15 protein-coding genes and 1 tRNA gene are annotated in these 20,786 nt (G+C 39.6%); 10 read left to right on the forward strand and 6 right to left on the reverse strand.

Features of this window, described 5'->3' with window-relative positions; genetic code table 11:
• Positions 1-4 precede the first annotated feature (4 nt).
• The 3 genes from ACOKFG_RS05285 to ACOKFG_RS05295 all read left to right on the forward strand — a co-directional run bounded on the left by ACOKFG_RS05285 (position 5) and on the right by ACOKFG_RS05295 (position 2,555).
• Complete coding sequence (locus ACOKFG_RS05285) at positions 5-949, forward strand: PorP/SprF family type IX secretion system membrane protein (protein ID WP_422861983.1); 945 nt, start codon at positions 5-7, stop codon at positions 947-949.
• Positions 950-969: 20 nt separating this feature from the next.
• Complete coding sequence (locus ACOKFG_RS05290) at positions 970-1,974, forward strand: hypothetical protein (RefSeq protein ID WP_299488176.1); 1,005 nt, start codon at positions 970-972, stop codon at positions 1,972-1,974.
• A gap of 203 nt (positions 1,975-2,177) precedes the next feature.
• Positions 2,178-2,555: a hypothetical protein gene (locus ACOKFG_RS05295; RefSeq protein ID WP_299488174.1), complete on the forward strand. Its 378-nt coding sequence runs from the start codon at positions 2,178-2,180 to the stop codon at positions 2,553-2,555.
• A 143-nt stretch (positions 2,556-2,698) separates the two neighbouring features.
• Here ACOKFG_RS05295 and ACOKFG_RS05300 read toward each other — a convergent pair.
• The 4 genes from ACOKFG_RS05300 to dnaE all read right to left on the reverse strand — a co-directional run bounded on the left by ACOKFG_RS05300 (position 2,699) and on the right by dnaE (position 8,721).
• A tRNA-Asp gene (locus ACOKFG_RS05300) sits at positions 2,699-2,772 on the reverse strand.
• A gap of 125 nt (positions 2,773-2,897) precedes the next feature.
• Complete coding sequence (locus tag ACOKFG_RS05305; protein ID WP_422861984.1) at positions 2,898-3,827, reverse strand: DUF58 domain-containing protein; 930 nt, start codon at positions 3,825-3,827, stop codon at positions 2,898-2,900.
• Between the two features lie 84 nt (positions 3,828-3,911).
• Positions 3,912-4,229, reverse strand: coding sequence for a thioredoxin (gene trxA / locus ACOKFG_RS05310; RefSeq protein ID WP_298793875.1), 318 nt, complete (start codon positions 4,227-4,229; stop codon positions 3,912-3,914).
• A 106-nt stretch (positions 4,230-4,335) separates the two neighbouring features.
• Positions 4,336-8,721 carry a DNA polymerase III subunit alpha gene (dnaE, locus tag ACOKFG_RS05315; protein WP_298793876.1) on the reverse strand — a complete coding sequence of 1,462 codons (4,386 nt, stop codon included), beginning with the start codon at positions 8,719-8,721 and terminating at the stop codon, positions 4,336-4,338.
• A 179-nt stretch (positions 8,722-8,900) separates the two neighbouring features.
• Between dnaE and ACOKFG_RS05320 the strand changes: the two genes are divergently transcribed.
• From ACOKFG_RS05320 to ACOKFG_RS05350, 7 genes are all read left to right on the forward strand, one after another.
• On the forward strand, positions 8,901-10,325 hold the full coding sequence (locus tag ACOKFG_RS05320) for a sulfatase family protein (protein ID WP_298793877.1): 1,425 nt from the start codon (positions 8,901-8,903) through the stop codon (positions 10,323-10,325).
• A gap of 120 nt (positions 10,326-10,445) precedes the next feature.
• Positions 10,446-11,090 (forward strand): 30S ribosomal protein S16, encoded by a 645-nt coding sequence (locus tag ACOKFG_RS05325; protein ID WP_298793878.1) that lies wholly within the window; start codon positions 10,446-10,448, stop codon positions 11,088-11,090.
• 11 nt (positions 11,091-11,101) lie between these two features.
• Positions 11,102-11,629 (forward strand): ribosome maturation factor RimM, encoded by a 528-nt coding sequence (gene rimM / locus ACOKFG_RS05330; protein WP_298793879.1) that lies wholly within the window; start codon positions 11,102-11,104, stop codon positions 11,627-11,629.
• Positions 11,630-11,684: 55 nt separating this feature from the next.
• Positions 11,685-13,124 (forward strand): sulfatase family protein, encoded by a 1,440-nt coding sequence (locus ACOKFG_RS05335; RefSeq protein WP_298793880.1) that lies wholly within the window; start codon positions 11,685-11,687, stop codon positions 13,122-13,124.
• Positions 13,108-13,821, forward strand: coding sequence for a tRNA1(Val) (adenine(37)-N6)-methyltransferase (locus ACOKFG_RS05340; protein ID WP_422861985.1), 714 nt, complete (start codon positions 13,108-13,110; stop codon positions 13,819-13,821). The genes ACOKFG_RS05335 and ACOKFG_RS05340 overlap by 17 nt, the downstream gene beginning before the upstream one ends.
• 55 nt (positions 13,822-13,876) lie before the next feature.
• Positions 13,877-15,055, forward strand: coding sequence for an acyl-CoA dehydrogenase family protein (locus tag ACOKFG_RS05345; RefSeq protein WP_298793882.1), 1,179 nt, complete (start codon positions 13,877-13,879; stop codon positions 15,053-15,055).
• A gap of 65 nt (positions 15,056-15,120) precedes the next feature.
• Positions 15,121-16,485: an aldehyde dehydrogenase gene (locus ACOKFG_RS05350; protein WP_298793883.1), complete on the forward strand. Its 1,365-nt coding sequence runs from the start codon at positions 15,121-15,123 to the stop codon at positions 16,483-16,485.
• On the opposite strand, the gene ACOKFG_RS05355 is transcribed toward ACOKFG_RS05350, so the two are convergent.
• Positions 16,469-19,546, reverse strand: coding sequence for a DNA polymerase III subunit alpha (locus ACOKFG_RS05355; RefSeq protein WP_422861986.1), 3,078 nt, complete (start codon positions 19,544-19,546; stop codon positions 16,469-16,471). The two genes, ACOKFG_RS05350 and ACOKFG_RS05355, sit on opposite strands and share 17 nt — an antisense overlap.
• The gene (gene dinB, locus ACOKFG_RS05360; RefSeq protein WP_299174837.1) at positions 19,506-20,720 is read right to left on the reverse strand and encodes a DNA polymerase IV; all 1,215 of its coding nucleotides are present in this window, start codon (positions 20,718-20,720) and stop codon (positions 19,506-19,508) included. Before dinB ends, ACOKFG_RS05355 begins: the two co-directional genes overlap by 41 nt.
• Positions 20,721-20,786: the final 66 nt, after the last annotated feature.

The raw sequence follows: 20,786 nt of genomic DNA on the forward strand, positions 1-20,786 counted from the left end.
AACAATGAAAAAAATAATATACCTACTTATGTTTATTGGCATTTACTGTGCAAAAGCTCAGGAGTTGACAATACCGCAACTGTCACAATATTTGTCTGACAACCCATTTTTGATGTCACCAACATATGCTGGAATCGGTAATTACGTAAAGGTTCGTATGAATGGGCTTACCCAATGGGTAGGAGTTGAAAATGCTCCCGATACCCAATCTTTGTCTGCAGATGTTAGATTGGGAAACAAGTCGGGGTTGGGAATGGTTCTTTACAATGATTCCAATGGTGAGACCAAGCAACGTGGGGGAAAAGTTTCTTTTGCCCATCATTTGATTATTGATAGACATGAAGACAATTTCTTTTCATTCGCATTGAGCTTTAGTATGAACCAGTTTCGGATTGATATTGAAAACTTTAATGCTAATGATGATCCAGGTGTGTTGGATGACAGGTCTTCCAATAATCCAAACTTTGACCTCGGAGTGTTATATCGAAAGGGAGGTTTTTATATGAGTTTAAATGCTAGCAATATCTTAAACAAAAGTTTAGAAAACTTTAATCCTATTTTTGAGCCAAATACACTGCGTAATTACTTCCTCTATACGGGTTATAGGTATCGCAAGCATCCCCGAGATAAATTTGAATTAGAACCATCTGTCTTTTTTCAATATTTTGAAAACGATGGCCGCTCGGTTACTGATGTCAATATCAAATTTAGATGGTATGATTTTTTGGATTATTACTATGCAGGTTTCACCTACCGCTTTTTGAATGACCAACCTGGAAACCCACTTTACATTGCTCCCATAGTGGGGCTTAAAAAGGGAGACTTTTATTTTGGATACTCATACCAAGTTATTATGAATGAGATATTAGGGTATTCCTCTGGAACACATGTTTTAACACTTGGAATAGACCTTTTTCAAGGGATATCCAATTGTACATGCACTTATTAAACAATTAAATATCTAAGAAAATGATTTTTGGAAAAAGCAGAATTTTTTTTAAGGCTGTAATCATCACCGGCTTATTGCACTTAAGTTGTGGTAGTGATGACGAAAATGGTCTTGGGCCAGGCCAAAGTATGGAAGACATAAGCATAGCGGAAAATACAACAGAAACAATTGTATACATATCTGTTGATGATTTTGAAATTCCAGTGTTTCTTTCCATACCTGATGGATGTGAAAACAAACAGTTACCTGCTGTAGTTGTTATGCATGGTTCCAATGGAATGTGGGCGAATAACGACCCAGAGTCAAGGACAATGTCAGGTCAATTTACAGAGTGGCAGAGCATTCTTACACAGAATTGCATTATTGGTGCATTTGTGGACAGTTACTCTGTGCGAGGAGTTCTTACAAGAACAGGGAAGTGGAGGGAACTACCAGATAATTTTAGAATTAGTGCTCAGTTTGAAAGACCAAAAGATGCTAATGCTGCGCTTTCTCTGCTTCAAAACTTAAAATACGATAATGGAAATTATGTTATAAGGCATGATGAGATTGCTATTCTAGGGTTTTCTGATGGGGCAACTGCTGTAGCTTCAACCTTAATGAATACAAGCGGAGTCCCAGATAGTTTTAAATGGACACAAAGTCAAGAAGGCAAAGAATACGGTTTTTCTGATGGAGTCTTGCCTCCGCAACCAAAACCCCAAAAAGGTTTTGCAGGAGGTGTTTTCTACTATGGAGGTTCGGTAGGATATAACTATTGGGGCAAGCATCCATGCGGCGATGAGGCCATTGAATCGAATGTATTTTATCCATATGCGCCAATGCTTTACAACATACCGGAAAATGGTTTTTTGACCGAAAACACTCTTTGTATGATAGATGTGCTTAAGGAAAAAGGAACCTCGGTTGAGCTCAATCTATATAAAGATGTAGGACATGGTTTTGATTTTGACGATGTACCTCAAAGCACCACCGCAAGAAATAATACGATAGAATGGCTAAAAGAATTGTGGTCAAATAAATAATGGAATCACAATAAAATGGCTTGACATAAAAGAAGGACCCCTTTATTGTCGCCAAAATTCATCTTCCTCGCCAGGGTCATGTTCCTAAACAATGGAGTAGCTGCAATTCAAAGGAACACAAATTCATCCTCAAAATTATTGAAATCAAAACTTGGACCAATAATGGATCCTGATTAAATATGAATAAATACAAATGAACCACTATGAAGAATAATTTTTTGGAAAAATGGATTTTAAATCTTGTGAAATCTGAATACGAAGTTGGAAATATCCCAAAAAATGCCATTTATAAGTTTAAAGATCAAAAAGGAAATTGTATAGAAGTAACCGTAGAATGGGTAAACCCTGAGAACGTAGATTGTAAAATTGTTTACGTAGCCAGAGCTTTTGGAAAGGTTAATCATATATCGGAAAATGATTCGACACACAACCCTATTTTCAAGGTGGACAGCTATTATACACTAGAGGTGCATACTTATATGAATGATATCAAAAGAAGCTATAGCACTCGCAAGATTGTAGATTATGATGTTGAGAATGTCATCGAGCAGGTGGCTGGATTAGAGGAGGTAAAAAGGTGAGAACAATCATCCAAACTTGGCTTTTTCTTACTGTTGCTATGTCCCGTTTTTGATTCTATATGGATAAGAAAATTCTGCTATAGAATGATTTAAAAAAGGGGAGGTAATAAAAAAACCTCTCATTTCTTGAGAGGTTTTTTTTGCGGTCTGGACGGGACTCGAACCCGCGACCCCCTGCGTGACAGGCAGGTATTCTAACCAACTGAACTACCAGACCAATGATTTTATCTCAGAAAGACTCTGACAACAGTCAGATTCAAATCTTGTTCATGCTTTTTGCAAAGCGAGTGCAAATATACACTGTCAATTCTTATTCAACAAGAGATTTTTTAAAAATAATGATTAAACAAATTTCTGTCGTTCAATCATAAATGAGTTCAATACTTGAGAAAAGTCTGAGCCCACATCCACACCGACATATTTGATTTTATATTGGGCACATTTCAACTTTAAATTTTCAATGTATTCTTTCACTTTTACGTGGTAAGCATTCTTGATATTTTCCGCGTAAACATCAATATGATCTCCACTTTCTACGTCTAAAAAACGTTTCGGGGTGTTTTCAAAATCAAAACTAAGTTCATGCTCGTGGTCGAGCAAATGGAAGAGGACTACAGCGTGTTTGTTATACTTCAGGTGTCTAAGTGATTCAAAAAGTTGGGCTTCTTCCGTCTCTGTTTGGAACATATCCGAGAACAAAAATATCAGACTACGTCTATGGATTTTTTCCGCAATTTGATGTAGATAAGTATATGTTTTGGTTGTTTGTGATTTATTTACCGTGCTTGAAACTTCATTGAGTTTCGAATACAACATTTGAAAATGTCGCTCACTGTTTTTTTCAGAAGAATAGAAATTATAGGAATCGGAATAGATGCTTAATCCCACAGCATCACGCTGCTTTTTTAAAACTTGCATTAGGGCTGCGATGGCCAATACACCGAAACCTATTTTGTTGAGACTTTCAAACCCCAGGTTTTCAATTTTTGGATAGTACATTGAAGCTGAATTATCCAAGATCATATGACATCTTAAATTGGTCTCATCCTCATATCTTTTGGTATATAGTCTATCCGTTTTTGCATATAACTTCCAATCGATGTGTTTAATACTTTCCCCAGGATTATAGATTTTATGTTCCGCAAATTCTGCTGAGAACCCATGGAAAGGACTTTTATGGATGCCACTGATAAAACCTTCAACTATTTGATTCGCCAAAAGTTCAAGATTTTGGAATAATGGAGCTTTATGAAGTTCTGATCGAATGTCCATAATTGGATTAAGAGATCAATATAAAACAAAAAAGGCTTGGCAAAAGCCAAACCTTTTTTAAAATGTATGTTTTCGAAACTAATTTTATAACACTGCTTCGATTGCGTCGGTATAAGCTTTCTTAGGGGACACTCCAACCTGACGGTTTACAATCTCGCCGTTTTTGAAAACAAGAACCGTAGGGATGTTACGTACACCATACTTAGCTGCAAATTGTTGATTTGCATCCACGTCAACTTTTCCAACAACTGCCTTGCCTTCATATTCGTTACTTACTTCATCAATGATAGGACCTACCATTCTACAGGGACCGCACCATGCAGCCCAAAAATCTACTACGACTGGCTTGTCGCTTTTAAGTACTACTTCGTCAAAAGTTGCATCTGTTATTTCTAGTGCCATTTTGTTTGTTTTAATATTCGCAAATTTAGTCAAATATTGACCATATTCCTTACGGCTTAAAGATTCATTTTAGTTATTGCGTCATCAACATAAACTATTGACACGGTCAATTCAATTTGTAATGTATCTCATTCTCTTCCAAGGAAGAAAGAAGCTCACTGTTGATTTTTACCTTTTGTTTTCTGCTGGATAGATTGAGTTTTATTTCATCCTGCATTTCATAAACCACAAAATTGAGTGTGTGTTCTCCTTTATGTGATCGAAGGGTATCTTTCAGGATTTGTATTCGATTTTCTTGTAATCGAGCGATATCCAGTTTAATGGTAAGTTTCTTTGCATAGGAATCCATCACATCTTGAAGCTGTTTAAAGTCATTGAACTGTAATCGGGGATCCCCTTTTTTACCTGTGTCCCTATTGACCCATCCTTCACGCACGAAAGCCTTGACATGAACGAATGAGTTGATCATCAAAAAATGTCTAAACTTTAGATACTCCTCACCGAAAATCCGGAACTCATGGGATTCGCTATAATCTTCCAGGGTGAAAAGCCCCCACCCCTTACCATTTTTGGAGATACGATGTTGTACGTCGGTAATTACTCCTGCCACCGTCAACTCTCGATTCACATATTGTTCCAAATTGGTGAAAGCGGAGATGTTACTGTTACAAAATGCTTTAATCTCCTTTTTGAAGTCATCTAGAGGGTGACCCGAGATATAAATACCAACCACTTCTTTTTCTCTTCGAAGTTTTTCCATGGTACCCCAATCCTCGCAAGGTGGAACGACTGGCTCCGAAATCTGGGCCTCGCTCATACCTCCAAACATATCCATTTGTGAGGAGTTCTTGTTTTCCTGATATTTTGCCGCGGATTTTATCACTTTTTCCAAAAAGGTTATTCCGTCTCCTTCATCGTGAAAATATTGCGCTCTTTGTGTATCGCCAAAGGAATCAAATCCTCCCGCCAGAGCAAGATTCTCGAATGATTTTTTATTTGCAGAGCGAAGCTCAACGCGTTTAGCTAAATCGAATACAGACTTATAGGGTCCGTCTTTTTTTCGATGCTCTACTATGGTTTCTACAGCGGAACGTCCAACCCCTTTAATGGCTCCCATTCCAAAACGGACTGCATTGTTCTGGTTTACAGCAAATTTGTAGTAAGATTCATTAACATCAGGTCCAAGCACTTCAAGCCCCATCCGTTTACATTCTTCCATGAAAAAGGTAACCTGTTTTATGTCGTTCATGTTATTGGAAAGGACTGCTGCCATATATTCGGCAGGGTAGTGGGCTTTCAAATAGGCCGTTTGGTAGGCGATAAATGCGTAGCAGGTGGAATGACTTTTATTAAAGGCATAAGAGGCAAAGGCTTCCCAGTCTTTCCAGATTTTTTCCAGAACATCTCTTGGGTGTCCGTTTTTTTCACCCCCATCTAAAAACTGAGGTTTCAATTTTTGCAGTAAGGCGAAAATCTTTTTACCCATGGCTTTTCGAAGTACGTCGGCGTCACCTTTCGAGAATCCAGCAAGTTTTTGGGAAAGTAACATCACCTGCTCCTGATAAACAGTTATGCCATAGGTTTCTTTGAGATATTCTTCCATGTCCGGAAGGTCATATGTAATCTCTTCCTCACCGTGTTTTCTGGCAATAAAACTGGGAATGTATTCCATAGGCCCAGGACGATACAGAGCGTTCATCGCTATCAAGTCATCAAAAACCGTAGGTTTTAGGTTTTTCATGTGTTTTTGCATCCCAGGAGATTCATATTGAAATATTCCCACTGTATCTCCACGTTGAAAAAGCTCATAAGTTTTTTCGTCGTCCAGAGGAAATTCATCGGGAATCAGTTCAATTCCCGTTCGTGCTTTCACGATTTTCACCGTGTCCTTGATTAGGGTCAAGGTTTTTAGTCCCAAGAAATCCATTTTAAGGAGTCCAGCACTTTCAACAACGGAGTTATCAAATTGAGTTACATATAAATCCGAATCCTTTGCTGTGGCAACGGGAACGAAATTGGTAATATCGTCCGGGGTGATAATAACCCCACAGGCGTGGATTCCTGTATTTCGAAGTGAGCCTTCAAGAACTCTGGCCATATTGACGGTCTGACCCTCAAGATCATCTCCTTCAGAGATATTCAGCAATTCATGGACTTTTTCAAGCTCATCTGCTCTAAACTTTTTCTTGAGTTCCGATTCCTCAATTCCAAAAATCTTGTTCAACTTAGACATATTGGGAATGAGCTTCGCGATGCGGTCGGCGTCGTTCAAAGGTAAATCCAAAACCCGGGCCGTATCCCGAATCGAAGATTTGGCTGCCATGGTGCCATAGGTGATAATTTGGGCAACTTGGTTGGCGCCGTATTTATCGATTACATAGTCCATGACTTTTCCGCGACCTTCATCATCAAAATCAATGTCGATATCAGGCATCGAAACCCTATCTGGATTTAGGAAACGCTCAAAAAGCAAATCATATTTTAATGGGTCAATGTTGGTGATGCCCAAACAATAGGCTACCACCGAACCCGCTGCAGATCCTCGGCCAGGACCAACAGAAACGCCCATATTTCTGGCTTCACGAATAAAATCTTCAACGATTAAAAAATAACCAGGATACCCGGAATTTTCAATAGTGCCCAGCTCAAAATCGATGCGCTCGGTGATTTCATCAGTGATTTCACCATATCTTTTTTCTGCACCTTGATATGTAATATGTTTTAGATAGGAGTTTTCGCCTCGCTTTCCTCCATCGGCTTTGTCTTCCTCCACAATAAACTCATTGGGAATATCAAACTTTGGAAGCAACACATCTCGGGCCAAATCGAAGGGTTCTACTTTATCAACGATTTCCTGAATGTTAAGGATGGCCTCGGGAATATCTTTAAAGAGCGTCTTCATTTCATCTGAAGACTTGAAATAATACTCCTGATTTGGCAATCCATAGCGATATCCGCGACCTCTTCCGATTGGAGTGGTTTGTTTTTCTCCATCCTTTACACAAAGCAGGATGTCATGAGCTTCGGCATCTTTTTTGTCGCAATAATAAGTGTTATTGGTGGCTATGATTTTTACTTCATGCTTTTTCGCCAAAGGAACCAAAACCTGATTTACACGATCTTCGTCTTCTTGACCATGACGCATCATTTCCACATACAAATCATCGCCAAATTGTTCTTTCCACCATATCAAAGCTTCTTCAGCTTGCTTTTCTCCTATGTTAAGAATTTTGTTGGGGACTTCACCATAAAGGTTTCCGGTAAGGGCGATGACATCCTCTTTATAATGCTCTACAATCTTTTTGTCGATTCTGGGCACATAATAAAAGCCATCAGTATAAGCAATGGACGACATTTTGGCCAAGTTGTGATAGCCATTTTTATTTTTGGCAAGTAACACTATTTGGTAGCCGTAATCTTTTACATTTTTGTTGGTGTGGTCTTCACATACGTAAAACTCACATCCGATAATTGGAATAATTTCTTTTGCCGAAGGGGTTTCGCCATTTTCGGCCGATTCAGCATTCTTTTCCTTGATGGATTTGTTATGAGCTTTCACTTCTTTCACAAAATGAAAAGCTCCCATCATATTCGCGTGGTCTGTAAGTGCAACCGCGGACATGCTGTTTTCTGCAGCGGCTTTGACCAGACTTTTAATATTTATGGTTGACTGAAGAACCGAAAATTGAGAGTGATTGTGTAAATGTGTAAAAGGAGCATCAGCTATGCTTTCAACATTTTTGTTGATTTCGTCTTCTGAAATTCCACCAGTATCCTCTGCCCAAAGTGCATCCGCAATTTCTTTGGATGCTTTTTTAAGATTGATGTGTTTTAATCCAATAAGTTGGATTGCTTGAGGATTGGCTTCTGAAAAATGCTCAAAATAATCAGGTTGAACATCTAATTTCTCAATGGAATAGTGTTTTTTTCGTACCAGTTCCAAAAAACATCGGGTGGTAGCTTCAACATCTGCCGTTGCATTATGCGCTTCAGCAAAAGGTTCTCCAAAAAGAAACTCATGGAGCTCAGTCAACGTGGGTAGTTTAAATTTTCCACCACGACCTCCAGGGATTTTACAAAGTTCTGCTGTCGCTTCGGTACAGGTATCTAGAACTGGAAGTTCGGTTAGTGAATTTTCAACGTCCATCCGATGGAACTCACATCCCATAATGTTAATGTCGAAATCCACATTTTGGCCCACAACAAATTTTGCTTTATCCAAAGCAATGTTAAACGCTTCCAAAACCTCTTGCAAGGGCTTGCCTTTTTGTTCAGCCAATGCCGTAGAAATGCCATGAATTTGTTCAGCTTCATAGGGAATGTTAAATCCATCCGGCTGCACCAACATGTCTTGATGTTCCACTAGATTTCCCATTTCATCATGCAATTGCCATGCAATTTGAATACACCGAGGCCAGTTGTCGGTATCGGTGATGGGGGCATTCCATCGTTTGGGCAATCCAGTGGTTTCGGTATCAAAAATTAAGTACATGTGAGCGCTGTTAGCCTGTGAAATAAATAGCGTTTAAAAATATGCAAACATGAAGGTATTATAAAAAGTAGTTTTTAGGAGTTATCAACTAAGTGTTTTCTTTTTTTAATTCGTACTTTTTTAATGTTTTTTGCGTCACTCTAAAGTCTTATATAATATAGCAATTAAACCAAATCGAAATGAAAGCTTCCAAAAAAGCCTTGCACCATACCTTTTTAGTACTATTTGTAGTTTTTTTCACGCATCCTTCGAATTCTCTTGCTCAAACAAATACTAAGAGGCCGAATTTCATTGTAATTTTTGCAGATGATTTGGGTTACGGTGATTTAAGTTCTTATGGACACCCTTCAATCAACACCCCGAATTTGGACCGAATGGCCATGGAAGGTCAAAAGTGGACCAATTTTTACGTTGGTGCCAGCGTATGTACTCCGAGTAGAGCCGCATTGCTTACAGGGAGATTGCCTGTTAGAAGTGGAATGGCCAGCAATGAACACCGAGTGCTTTTCCCTGACTCAAAAAATGGATTGCCGGCAAGTGAAATTACCATCGCCGAACAATTAAAAAAAGTAGGGTACAGCACTGCTTGTATTGGAAAATGGCATTTGGGGCATAAAAAACAGTATTTGCCCACCAATAACGGGTTTGACTATTATTATGGGATTCCATATTCTAATGATATGGATTACATAGGAAAAGGTATGGGTTATCAAAAATTGGCACAACAAAACCCTGAAGGCATCAAGACAGAAAACTATAATGTTCCTTTACTTCGGAATACCGAAATTATCGAACGCCCGGCAAATCAAAATATGATTACCAAAAGGTATGCCGAAGAGACTATTTCTTTTATTAGAAAAAGCAAAAACAAACCTTTCTTTATCTATTTAGCGCATAGTTTACCACATATTCCGTTATTCGCTTCCAAAGAGTTTTCTGGTAAAAGCAAGCGTGGTCTTTATGGTGATGTGGTAGAGGAAATCGATCACGGTGTCGGACAAATTCTAAAAGCTTTAAAAGAAGAAGGGCTCGCTGAAAACACCATAGTTGTTTTCACATCGGATAATGGTCCTTGGTTGCCTTTTAAAACCCATGGGGGTAGTGCAGGACTTCTAAAAGCTGGAAAAGGAACAACCTGGGAAGGTGGCATGCGGGAGCCGGCCATTTTCTGGGGACCGGGACAAGTTAAACCTGGTTTGATCACCGACATAGGCTCGACAATGGATTTGTTTGCCACATTTGGCAGTATGGCTGGAGTTGAAATTCCAAAAGACCGAATTATTGATGGCGTTGATTTGAGTGAAACTTTACGGAATCATAATTCAAGTCCGCGAAAAAGTATTTTATATTACCGAGGAACTGATTTATTTGCAGCTCGCTTGGGTGATTATAAAGCGCATTTTATAACACAAGGAGCTTACGGACAATTTGGAGAACGAACTGAACATGAAACTCCTATATTATTCAATCTGTATCATGACCCTTCAGAACAGTATAATATTGCTGAGAATAATATGGAGATAATAGAAGGGATTAATAAATTAGTGGAGGATCATAAATCCAAATTGGTAAAGGGCAAAGACCAATTGGCAGAAAGGGAATAGAAAGTTTATAATGTCATTGCTCATTAAAAGAAATCAAGTATATTTGCACCCGCTTAATTAGAAAGCGATTTAAAAATAGAATTAATAACCAGGGTCGGGCACCCTACAAATTAATGTGATATGCCAGTAAAAATTAGACTTCAAAGACACGGTAAAAAAGGTAAACCATTTTATTGGGTGGTTGCTGCCGATTCAAGATCAAAAAGAGACGGTAAGTACTTGGAAAAATTGGGAACTTATAACCCTAACACTAACCCTGCTACCATTAATTTGGATATTGATGGATCTGTAAAATGGTTGAGCAATGGTGCACAACCTACTGATACCGCTAGAGCTATTTTATCTTATAAAGGAGTTATGATGAAACATCATCTATTAGGTGGTGTTCGCAAAGGAGCCTTAACTGAAGAACAAGCAGAGGAAAAATTCAACGCTTGGGTTGAGGAAAAAGAAAAAGCAATTACTGCTAAAGTTGGTGGCTTGGATAAAGCCAAAGCTGATGCCAAAGCCAAAGCGTTGGAAGCTGAAAAAGAGTTCAGTGATAAAAGAGCTGCTGCTGCATTGCCAGAAGTAGAAGAAGAAGCTGTTGAGGAAGTTGCTGAAGAAGTAGCCGAAACTGTTGAGGCTGTTGCAGAAGAGACCCCAGTTGTGGAAGAAGCTCCTGCCGAACCGGCAAAAGAAGAGGCTGTTGCTGCTGAGCCAGAAGCTAAAGCTGAAGAAGCTGCTCCTGCCGAAGAAGCCGAAGCAAGCAAAGAAGAAGAGTAAACGTATAAACGATGCGCAAGGAAGATTGCTTCTACCTGGGCAAAGTCGTTTCAAAATATAGTTTTAAGGGAGAGGTATTGGTGAAACTCGATACCGATGAACCTGAAATCTACGAAAACATGGAATCAGTGTTTGTTTCATTGGGAAACAATCTGGTTCCATTTTTTATTGATAGATGTCGACTGCATAAATCTGCCTTACTCCGTATCGATTTTGAAGAAGTAAAAGATGAATCTTCCGCAGACAAGATTATCGGTTCCGAACTATACCTTCCATTGGAAATGCTTCCACCTTTAACTGGAGACAAGTTTTACTTCCATGAAGTGATCGGCTTCACCCTAATGGATGAGGTTCATGGGGACATTGGCATTATCAAAGCTGTAAACGATAGTGCTTCCCAAGAGCTTTTTGAAGCTGAAAAGGATGGAAAAGAATTGTTGATTCCTATAACGGATGACATCATCACCAAAGTGGATAGAAAATCAAAAACTGTCCATATAAAAGCACCCGAAGGTTTAGTAGATCTCTATTTGGGATAAAAACCATAATATGCCGTATTAGGGCTATATTTATGTCTAACTTTTATTTCCAACCATGATTCGCTGTTGTTTTATTGCTATCGTTTTTTGTTTCCTATCCTGTAAAGAGAAGACCACCAAAAAAGAAAAACCTAATTCTCCTCCAAACGTTGTTCTCGTTTTTACCGATGATCAAGGGTATCAAGATGTAGGTGTTTTCGGGTCACCGGACATCAAAACTCCATATTTAGATCAAATGGCTTCTGAAGGGGTAAAATTGACAAGCTATTATTCTGCTCAAGCGGTGTGTTCTGCATCAAGAGCTGGAATTTTGACAGGCTGTTATCCGAATCGTATTGGAATCCATAATGCATTGGGTCCGGATAATACCCACGGAATAAATGCCACTGAAACCACCTTGGCAGAAATGCTAAAGGAAAAGGGCTACGCGACAGCCATTTATGGTAAATGGCATTTAGGTCACCATGCCCAGTTTTTACCAACTCGACATGGATTTGACGAGTGGTTTGGGATTCCATATTCCAACGATATGTGGCCTTATCATCCGCAACAAGGGCCTATTTTTAATTTTCCTGAGCTGCAATTGTATGAGAACGAAAAAGTAATCGATACGCTCACAGAACAATCTCAGCTTACGACTCAAATTACAGAACGAAGTGTGGACTTCATTAAAAGAAACAAAGACAATCCTTTCTTTTTATATGTACCACATCCACAACCACATGTGCCTTTGTTTGTTTCGGATAAATTTAAGGGAAAATCAGAAAGAGGACTGTATGGTGATGTAATCATGGAAATTGACTGGTCAGTAGGCGAAATCATGAAAGCTCTCAAGGATAATGGACTTGAAGAAAACACCATAGTGATCTTTACTTCGGATAATGGTCCTTGGTTGTCCTACGGAAACCATGCAGGAAGCGCTTTACCACTGCGTGAAGGAAAAGGCACTGGATGGGAAGGGGGTCAACGCGAACCTTTCATCATGAAATATCCCAACAAACTTAAAGCCGGGCAAGAAATTGAAGTGCCTGTAATGGCCATTGATATTTTACCTACAATCGCAGAGCTAACAGGTGCAAAACTACCAGAACAAGTAATTGATGGAAAAAGTGCTTGGAAAGTAATAACTGGAGAGAGCAAAGAAGCTGTGCAAGAAGCTTATTTCTTTTACTATCGCGTAAACGAAATGTTTGGGGTGCGCTATGGGAAATGGAAACTATACTTTCCGCATCGTTACCGCACTATGGACGGTCAAGAACCCGGAAAAGATGGTCAACCCGGAGAATATCGGATGATTGATATTGAGGAAATTGAATTATATGATGTCGAGAACGATATCAGCGAGACCAAAAATGTAGCTTCTGAACATCCCGAAGTGATTGAAAAAATCAAACTGTTGGCAAATGATATGCGGACCAGACTTGGAGATTCATTACTTGAACTGGAGGGAACAGAAACAAGAGAACCTGGAAGGTTAAATGAAGAAGCCCTTTAAATTCAAACAATTTACCATTTACCAAGACCGTTGTGCCATGAAAGTGGGTACGGATGGGGTTTTATTAGGTGCTTGGACATCAATCAACAAAAAACCCAAATCCATTTTGGATATTGGTTCTGGTACTGGAATAATTGCTTTGCAAATGGCACAACGATGTCATGCAGAAGTTGTCGATGCAATCGAAGTAGATGAGAATGCCTATGAACAATGTGTTGAGAATTTTGAAGCTTCACCTTGGGCAGATAGACTGTTTTGTTACCATGCGGGTTTAGATGAATTCGTAGATGAAATTGAGGAAACATATGATTTGATCATCTCAAATCCACCCTTTTATTCCGAAAAAGTTTCGAGTGGTGATGTAGCAAGGGATGCCGCGCGACAGAATAGTTCACTTCCTTTTGATGAGCTATTGGAAGGAGTTTCAAAATTATTGTCGCCCCAAGGAGTTTTTTCCGTGATTATTCCATTTAAAGAAGAAGCTAATTTTATTGCTTTGGCAGAAAACCTTCAACTTTTCGCTCGAAGGGTGACCAGGGTGAAAGGAAATCCAAATTCTGAATTAAAAAGGAGTCTTTTGGAGCTTAGTTTTTCCAAAGAAACCGCTGTTGAAGATGAATTAACTATTGAATTAGCACGTCATAAGTACACAAAGGAATACATTGACCTTACCAAAGACTTCTATTTAAAAATGTAACAAAAACGACTTGTCCTGTTGTTTTTCATTATTACCTTTAGCCAAATTTTTTTGCATGAAACCTGATTTATTCGAAGCTCCGGATTACTATAATTTAGATGATTTACTTTCAGAAGAACATAAGTTGGTGCGCGATGCAGCTCGCCAATGGGTAAAACGCGATGTTTCACCTATCATTGAGGAATATGCCCAAAAAGCGGAGTTTCCAAAGGAAATTATTGGAGGTTTAGCTGAGATAGGTGCCTTCGGACCATATATACCAGAGGAATACGGAGGTGCAGGGTTGGATCAAATCAGTTATGGTTTGATCATGCAAGAAATTGAAAGAGGGGATAGTGGTGTCCGCTCAACTGCTTCAGTACAGTCCTCCTTGGTGATGTATCCGATTTTTGCTTACGGAAATGAGGAGCAACGTAAAAAATATTTACCAAAGTTGGCCACCGGTGAATGGATGGGTTGTTTTGGACTTACAGAGCCCAATCATGGTTCCAACCCAGGAGGAATGGAAACCAAGTACAAGGATATGGGTGACCACTTTTTGTTGAATGGTGCCAAACTTTGGATTTCCAATTCACCATTTGCTGATGTAGCAGTGGTATGGGCTAAAAATGAAGAAGGTCGAATCCACGGATTGATTGTGGAACGAGGTGTGGAAGGCTTTTCAACTCCTGAGACCCATAATAAATGGTCTTTACGTGCATCAGCCACAGGAGAATTGATTTTTGATAATGTAAAAGTACCCAAAGAAAATCTACTGTCTGGAAAAACAGGTCTTGGCGCCCCTCTTGGTTGTTTGGATTCTGCTCGTTATGGTATTGCATGGGGTGCTATCGGCGCTGCTATGGATTGTTATGACACTGCCCTTCGGTATGCAAAAGAGCGTATCCAATTTGGAAAACCTATTGCTGCTACACAATTGCAGCAAAAGAAGTTGGCGGAAATGATTACTGAGATTACAAAAGCTCAATTGTTGGCTTTTAGGTTGGGTCAACTTAAAAATGAAGGTAGGGCAACAACGGCTCAAATTTCTATGGCCAAACGAAACAATGTAGATATGGCCATAAAAATTGCCCGTGAAGCTAGACAGGTTTTGGGTGGTATGGGTATTACCGGTGAATACAGTATCATGCGACATATGATGAACTTGGAAAGTGTGATTACATATGAGGGTACTCATGACATTCATTTGTTGATTACCGGAGCCGATATTACAGGTCACCAGGCTTTCAAATAATAAACATATTTTAGGGTGAAAATATAAACATCGAATTTGGTAGAAATACCAAATAAAGATAGGCTATGGAATTACACGAAAAACAGCGAGCTTTTTTTTCGACCCAGAAAACCAAGGAGCTCTCCTTTAGGAGAGATGCCCTAAAGCGATTACGGAATGAAATTATAAGTCAGGAAGATGTTATTGCAGAAGCGATTTATGCTGATTTAAAAAAACCACCCTACGAAAGTTTCCTAGGTGAAACCCAATTTGTGCTTGGAGAGTTAAATGCAATGCTCAATAACCTTGAGTTCTGGGCCCGACCGGAGCGGGTTGCTGCGAATTTGGCCAACTTCCCTTCGAAAAATTATGTCTACCGAGAACCTTATGGGCAGGTATTGGTAATTGCACCATGGAACTTTCCCTTTATGCTGGCAATGACTCCAATAATTGGTGCAATCGCAGCTGGAAATACCGTCGTCATAAAACCGTCGGAGCTTACACCAAATACTTCAGGGGTCCTTGGTAATATTATAGAAAAATTATTTGAGCCTGAATATATTGCCGTTGTGCAAGGCGGAGTTGAGGTTTCGCAACAGCTGTTGGCCCAGCGATGGGATTATATCTTTTTTACGGGTGGCACTCAAATTGGGAAAATTGTCTATGAAGCTGCCGCCAAACATTTGACTCCTGTTACCTTGGAATTGGGTGGAAAAAACCCCTGTATTATAGATGAAACTGCCAATATTTCCCTTGCGGCAAAGCGCATTCTTTGGGGCAAAGCATTGAATTTGGGTCAGACCTGTGTGGCGCCAGATTATCTTTTAGTGCATCATTCGGTCAAAGAGAAATTGGTTCAAGCACTAAGGGATAAAATTGTTGCTACTTATGGCGAAATTCGTTCTCAGTCTACAGATTTAGCACGAATTGTTAGTGATCGACATTATAATCGCCTAAAATCACTTTTAGAGGATCAGCGAATTCTGTTCGGAGGTGAAACGGTTGATGAAGATCGGTTTATAGACTTGACACTCGTAGATGAACCGGATTTGGATAGCCCTTTGATGCAGGAAGAAATCTTTGGTCCTATTTTACCCATTTTTGCGTACACAAATGAATCCGATATCGCTAAGATTATCGAAGATTATGAAAAGCCTTTGGCGGCATACGTGTTCTCAAAGCGAAAGTCGTTTCAAAAAAAATGTATTACTAGGTTCAGTTTCGGAGGAGGTGCAATCAACGATACCGTTATCCAAATTGCGGATAAAAATCTGCCTTTCGGGGGAGTGGGTCACAGTGGTATTGGTGCCTATCATGGCAAAGTTTCTTTCGATTTGTTTTCACACAAAAAAGCAATTGTAAAAAGAGGAAGCTGGATAGACCCACCCATACGATATGCTCCGTATACCTGGCCTAAGCGAATTGCCAAATGGATCAAACATTTGTTTTAGGGTCTTCTAGCGCATTGGAAATTTTGCTATCGAATACTTTTTTGCTTGTTTTCATATCTGCATAACGAGGGTCAGAAACATAATCCTGTTTTTGCATTTTTATCACCTCAATACTCAAAAAACCAAACTCCTCTACTACTTTCCCATAAAAGCGGTAAATGCCCTTACCTCTAAAATAATATTTGGCAGCAACTGGCGGAAAAAGCACGGTGTCGAAGACTTCTCCGTATTGATCTACAAGAGTGGCAAAGTGCATACGCTTGCCAGTATGGGTATTGGTGTTTTTCACTGTGATTAGATAACCGTATATATCAATATGCTTGTTCAAATAGCGATGCAAATCACATTGTCCATTGGAATTCTTGGGTGGCTCGACCAGGAGTTGAAATGGACTGCAAAGACAAAATCCTAAAAGTTCCAGTTGTTCAAAAGCAGTTTCCAAAGTGGTGGTATGCAATTTTGGAATCTGGAATTTTTGATGACGTGGTGGAAAAAGCTTAGGATGTTCCAGACGGTCATTTTTGGACAACATCAAATGGGCTTTCCACAATAGTTCATGCTTATTGATTTCGGTAAATCGAAAAGCATCAATCCGGATGAGAATAGTAAGTTGTTCTACCGAAATAATAGTTCGATCCAAGAAATCTTCCAGAGAAGCAAAGCTCCCATTTAGAGTTCGTTCTTTGATAATACGTTCCATGACCCTGTTTTCCAAATCACGCAGATACATCAACCCTAAATAAATATGGGTGCCACAAATACGGTTGTTTATATTGCTATTGTTAATGCAAGGCGGGTGAATGATGGCGCCAATCATTCGAGCATCGTGAATGTAGAATTCGGAACGATAAAAACCTCCTCCGTTATTGAGGACAGCCACCATATATTCCAATGGAAAATAGGCGCGTAAAAAGAGACTTTGATAGCTTTCTACAGCATAGGAAGCGGAATGCCCTTTGGCAAAAGCATAACCTGCAAAACTCGCTACTTGATTCCATATTTCAAAAATGAGGGTGTCAGCATAACCTTTTTTTCTACAGTTAGAAATAAATTTGTCCTTCACTTTTTGAAACTCTTCCCGCGAGCGGAACTTTCCACTCATTCCTCTACGAAGCACATCAGCCTCCCCCAAATCCAAACCTGCAAAATGGTGTGCAACTTTGATCACATCTTCTTGGTAGACCATTACGCCATAGGTATCCGGCATAATATCCAGCATTACCGGATGTGCTTTTTCCTCTGCTCTTCCCTGATTACGGTGACGTAAGATATACTCTCGCATCATACCGCTTTTAGCCACTCCAGGACGGATGATTGAACTAGCGGCTACTAATCCCAGATAATTGTCTACTTCCAACTTTTTGAGCAGCATCCGCATAGCGGGCGATTCCACATAAAAACAACCCATACATTGAGCGGTTTTGATGAGGTTGTTTATGGTGGAGTCTGTTTTAAATCCCTTAATATCATGAATGTCGATTTCTGAATACTTTTCGGGTTGATTGTAAGCAACGATTTCCAAAGCTTCTTTGATCTTACCCAATCCACGCTGACCCAAAATGTCAAATTTGTACAGACCAACATCCTCTGCAATAACCATATCGTATTGGGTCGTAGGAAATCCTTTTGGTGGGAGGTGAGTGGCTGAAAACCAATGTAAAGGCTTTTCGCTGATCAATATCCCTCCCGCATGGATGCTTAAGTAATTGGGTTTGTCTTTTAAGAGCCTTCCATATTTGAGAACGAGCTTTGACATGCTGTCCAATTGCGATGGATTATATCTTCCCGTAATCAAAAAGTCAATTTCCTGTGCCGGAAGTCCAAAAACTTTACCCAATTCCCGGATTACACCTCGTTCTTTAAAAGTAACGTATGTGCCCAAGAGTGCTACGTGGTCAAAACGCTTAAATATATATTCGGTCATGGCTGGTCTGTCACGCCAAGAAAAATCAATGTCAAAATCAGGCGGATTGGCACGGTATAGGTTGATAAAACGTTCAAAGTAGAGATCCAATTCCATAGGGTCCACATCGGTGATACGAAGTAAATAGGCCACAATGCTGTTGGCACCACTACCACGTCCCACATAATAAAATCCTTTTCGACGTGCTTCAGATATAATATCCCAATTGATAAGAAAATAGGAGACAAATCCCATTTTTTTGATAAGCTTCAATTCCTTGTCCAACCGATTTTGGATGGAATCGGTAATCTTTTTGTATCGATAAGGAAGGCCTTCATAACATAACTTTTCAATGAGCTTTTCATCTTCTTCCACACTTCCCAAATAGCTGTTGAGGTTTTGGGGTTTTCGGCCTTTTGAAAAATCAAAATGGATGCTACAGCGGTTGAGCAACTTTTCGGTATTCTCCAGAATGAAACTAAATTCTGAGAAAGCTGTTGCCAAGTTTTGGACAGGAAACATTTTTTCATTTTCGTTGGCCTCTTCTTCCTTTGGAAGTTTGCTCAACAGCACATTGTTGTCAATGGCGCGGAGCAATCTATGGGCATTGAAATCATTCTTGTTACGGAAAGTGACCGGTTGTTGCACTACCAATCTGTCTTTGAGCTTTACCAATCTGGAAAAAGGCAACCGTCTTAAATCCTGGATGGAAATTCCAACAAATTCATGATTTGAGAAATCCTGTAAATCATTCAATAAAACCTGCTCAAAAGGATAAATGACAAAAGCATTTTTGAATAAGGGTGCACGTTCTGGAAATTCCAAATTTTCATGAAGGTGATGGGACAGGAAATTATTCAATTCGAGATAGCCCTCGTTGTTTTGGGCAATTCCTATAAAACATTGGTTAGCACCATTTCTAAAATCAATTCCCAAAACAGGCCTAACCCCATATTCTGGAGCTTTCCGCACAAAATTAAGACAGGCAGAGGTATTGTTGATGTCTGTAAGTGCCAGTTGGGTCACTTGGTTTTGCTGAGCAAGCTCCAATAGTTCCAGTTCGGAAAATGTTCCGTAACGCATGCTGTAATATGTATGACAGTTCAAGTACACAGAGCTATTGTTTTCTGTGTGCCAGAACCACAGGAGGTTCCCCATTAAACGGATTGTGCATGCTACCAATGGTCTTGGCACCCATAGCAGATGCCCTTACGATGCTTCGACTACCAAATCGATTTCTTACATAATCCATGGCTTGGTACAGGTTTAGGGTCTCTTCGGTATCTTCAAAAAGATTGATTTGATAATTTCCGGAGACCAAATGACTGAACCGAATCCCTATCAACCGAACCAACATTCGCTTGTTGTATAGAAGCTTGAAAAGCTCCAATATTTTTGGAATGAGCACATGATCTGCACTGGTATATGGGATACGCAATTGTTTGGAATAGGTATTGAAATCAGAATATCGAATTTTCACAGCAATACAAGCGGTTAATTTATCTCCTCTTCGTAGTTGATAGGCCAAGTTCTCGGTCATGGCGATTAGCATACCCTTTAATTTAACCACATCGATGGTATCCCTGTCGAAGGTGCGTTCGTTTGAGATTGATTTTCTATCACAAAAAGGGATTACGGGAGTATTGTCCATTCCGTTGGCCCGTTTCCAAATTACCCTGCCATTGGCACCCAATACCCGTTGCATAATATCCATAGGCATTTCTTGTACCGTTTGTACTTTTCGAATACCCAAATTCCGAAGAGTTTGATAAGTTTTGTCACCTACCATCGGAATCTTTTTAATGGATAGTGGAGCTAAAAAAGGTTTTTCTAAACCAAAATCTATCTTAAGTTGATTGTTGGGCTTTGCCTCATTGGTTGCCACCTTGGAAACGACTTTATTTACGGATAAGCCAAAAGAAATGGGAAGGCCCGTTTCTTTGATGATTTTTTGGCGCATCTCCGAGGCGTATTTGTAAGAGCCAAAAAAACGGTCCATTCCTGAAAGGTCTGCGTAAAATTCATCAATACTCGATTTTTCAAAAAGGGGCACATGCTCTTTGATGATGTCCGTGACCACATCCGAATACTTACTATATGTTCCTGCATTACCACGAATGACCACTGCTTCAGGGCAAAGTTCTTTGGCCATTTTCATAGGCATTCCAGAGTGTACTCCAAACCCACGGGTCTCATAACTACATGCGGCCACTACACCACGATCACTTGTGCCACCTACCAACAAAGGTTTGTGCATAAGCTCAGTGTTGATAATGCGTTCCACGGATACATAAAAAGTATCCAGATCTAGATGTAGAATGGTTTTTTCCATTGTTCAGTTGAGAGGAATGCTAAAATATGGAATAATTCCTAAAAAATGGAAAATATCCAATAAAAG

The organism is Flagellimonas rhodophyticola (genome assembly GCF_049332665.1).
GTDB lineage: Bacteria > Bacteroidota > Bacteroidia > Flavobacteriales > Flavobacteriaceae > Flagellimonas.

Bases quoted from the DNA above. Each gene is read 5' to 3' on its own strand.
- ACOKFG_RS05325 (WP_298793878.1), top strand. From the start codon at position 10,446: ATGCCAGTAAAAATTAGACTTCAAAGACACGGTAAAAAAGGTAAACCA.
- ACOKFG_RS05295 (WP_299488174.1), top strand. From the start codon at position 2,178: ATGAAGAATAATTTTTTGGAAAAATGGATTTTAAATCTTGTGAAATCT.
- ACOKFG_RS05350 (WP_298793883.1), top strand. From the start codon at position 15,121: ATGGAATTACACGAAAAACAGCGAGCTTTTTTTTCGACCCAGAAAACC.
- dinB (WP_299174837.1), bottom strand. From the start codon at position 20,720: ATGGAAAAAACCATTCTACATCTAGATCTGGATACTTTTTATGTATCC.
- ACOKFG_RS05285 (WP_422861983.1), top strand. From the start codon at position 5: ATGAAAAAAATAATATACCTACTTATGTTTATTGGCATTTACTGTGCA.
- trxA (WP_298793875.1), bottom strand. From the start codon at position 4,229: ATGGCACTAGAAATAACAGATGCAACTTTTGACGAAGTAGTACTTAAA.
- ACOKFG_RS05355 (WP_422861986.1), bottom strand. From the start codon at position 19,546: ATGGGGAACCTCCTGTGGTTCTGGCACACAGAAAACAATAGCTCTGTG.
- ACOKFG_RS05320 (WP_298793877.1), top strand. From the start codon at position 8,901: ATGAAAGCTTCCAAAAAAGCCTTGCACCATACCTTTTTAGTACTATTT.
- ACOKFG_RS05305 (WP_422861984.1), bottom strand. From the start codon at position 3,827: ATGGACATTCGATCAGAACTTCATAAAGCTCCATTATTCCAAAATCTT.
- ACOKFG_RS05290 (WP_299488176.1), top strand. From the start codon at position 970: ATGATTTTTGGAAAAAGCAGAATTTTTTTTAAGGCTGTAATCATCACC.
- dnaE (WP_298793876.1), bottom strand. From the start codon at position 8,721: ATGTACTTAATTTTTGATACCGAAACCACTGGATTGCCCAAACGATGG.
- rimM (WP_298793879.1), top strand. From the start codon at position 11,102: ATGCGCAAGGAAGATTGCTTCTACCTGGGCAAAGTCGTTTCAAAATAT.
- ACOKFG_RS05340 (WP_422861985.1), top strand. From the start codon at position 13,108: ATGAAGAAGCCCTTTAAATTCAAACAATTTACCATTTACCAAGACCGT.
- ACOKFG_RS05335 (WP_298793880.1), top strand. From the start codon at position 11,685: ATGATTCGCTGTTGTTTTATTGCTATCGTTTTTTGTTTCCTATCCTGT.
- ACOKFG_RS05345 (WP_298793882.1), top strand. From the start codon at position 13,877: ATGAAACCTGATTTATTCGAAGCTCCGGATTACTATAATTTAGATGAT.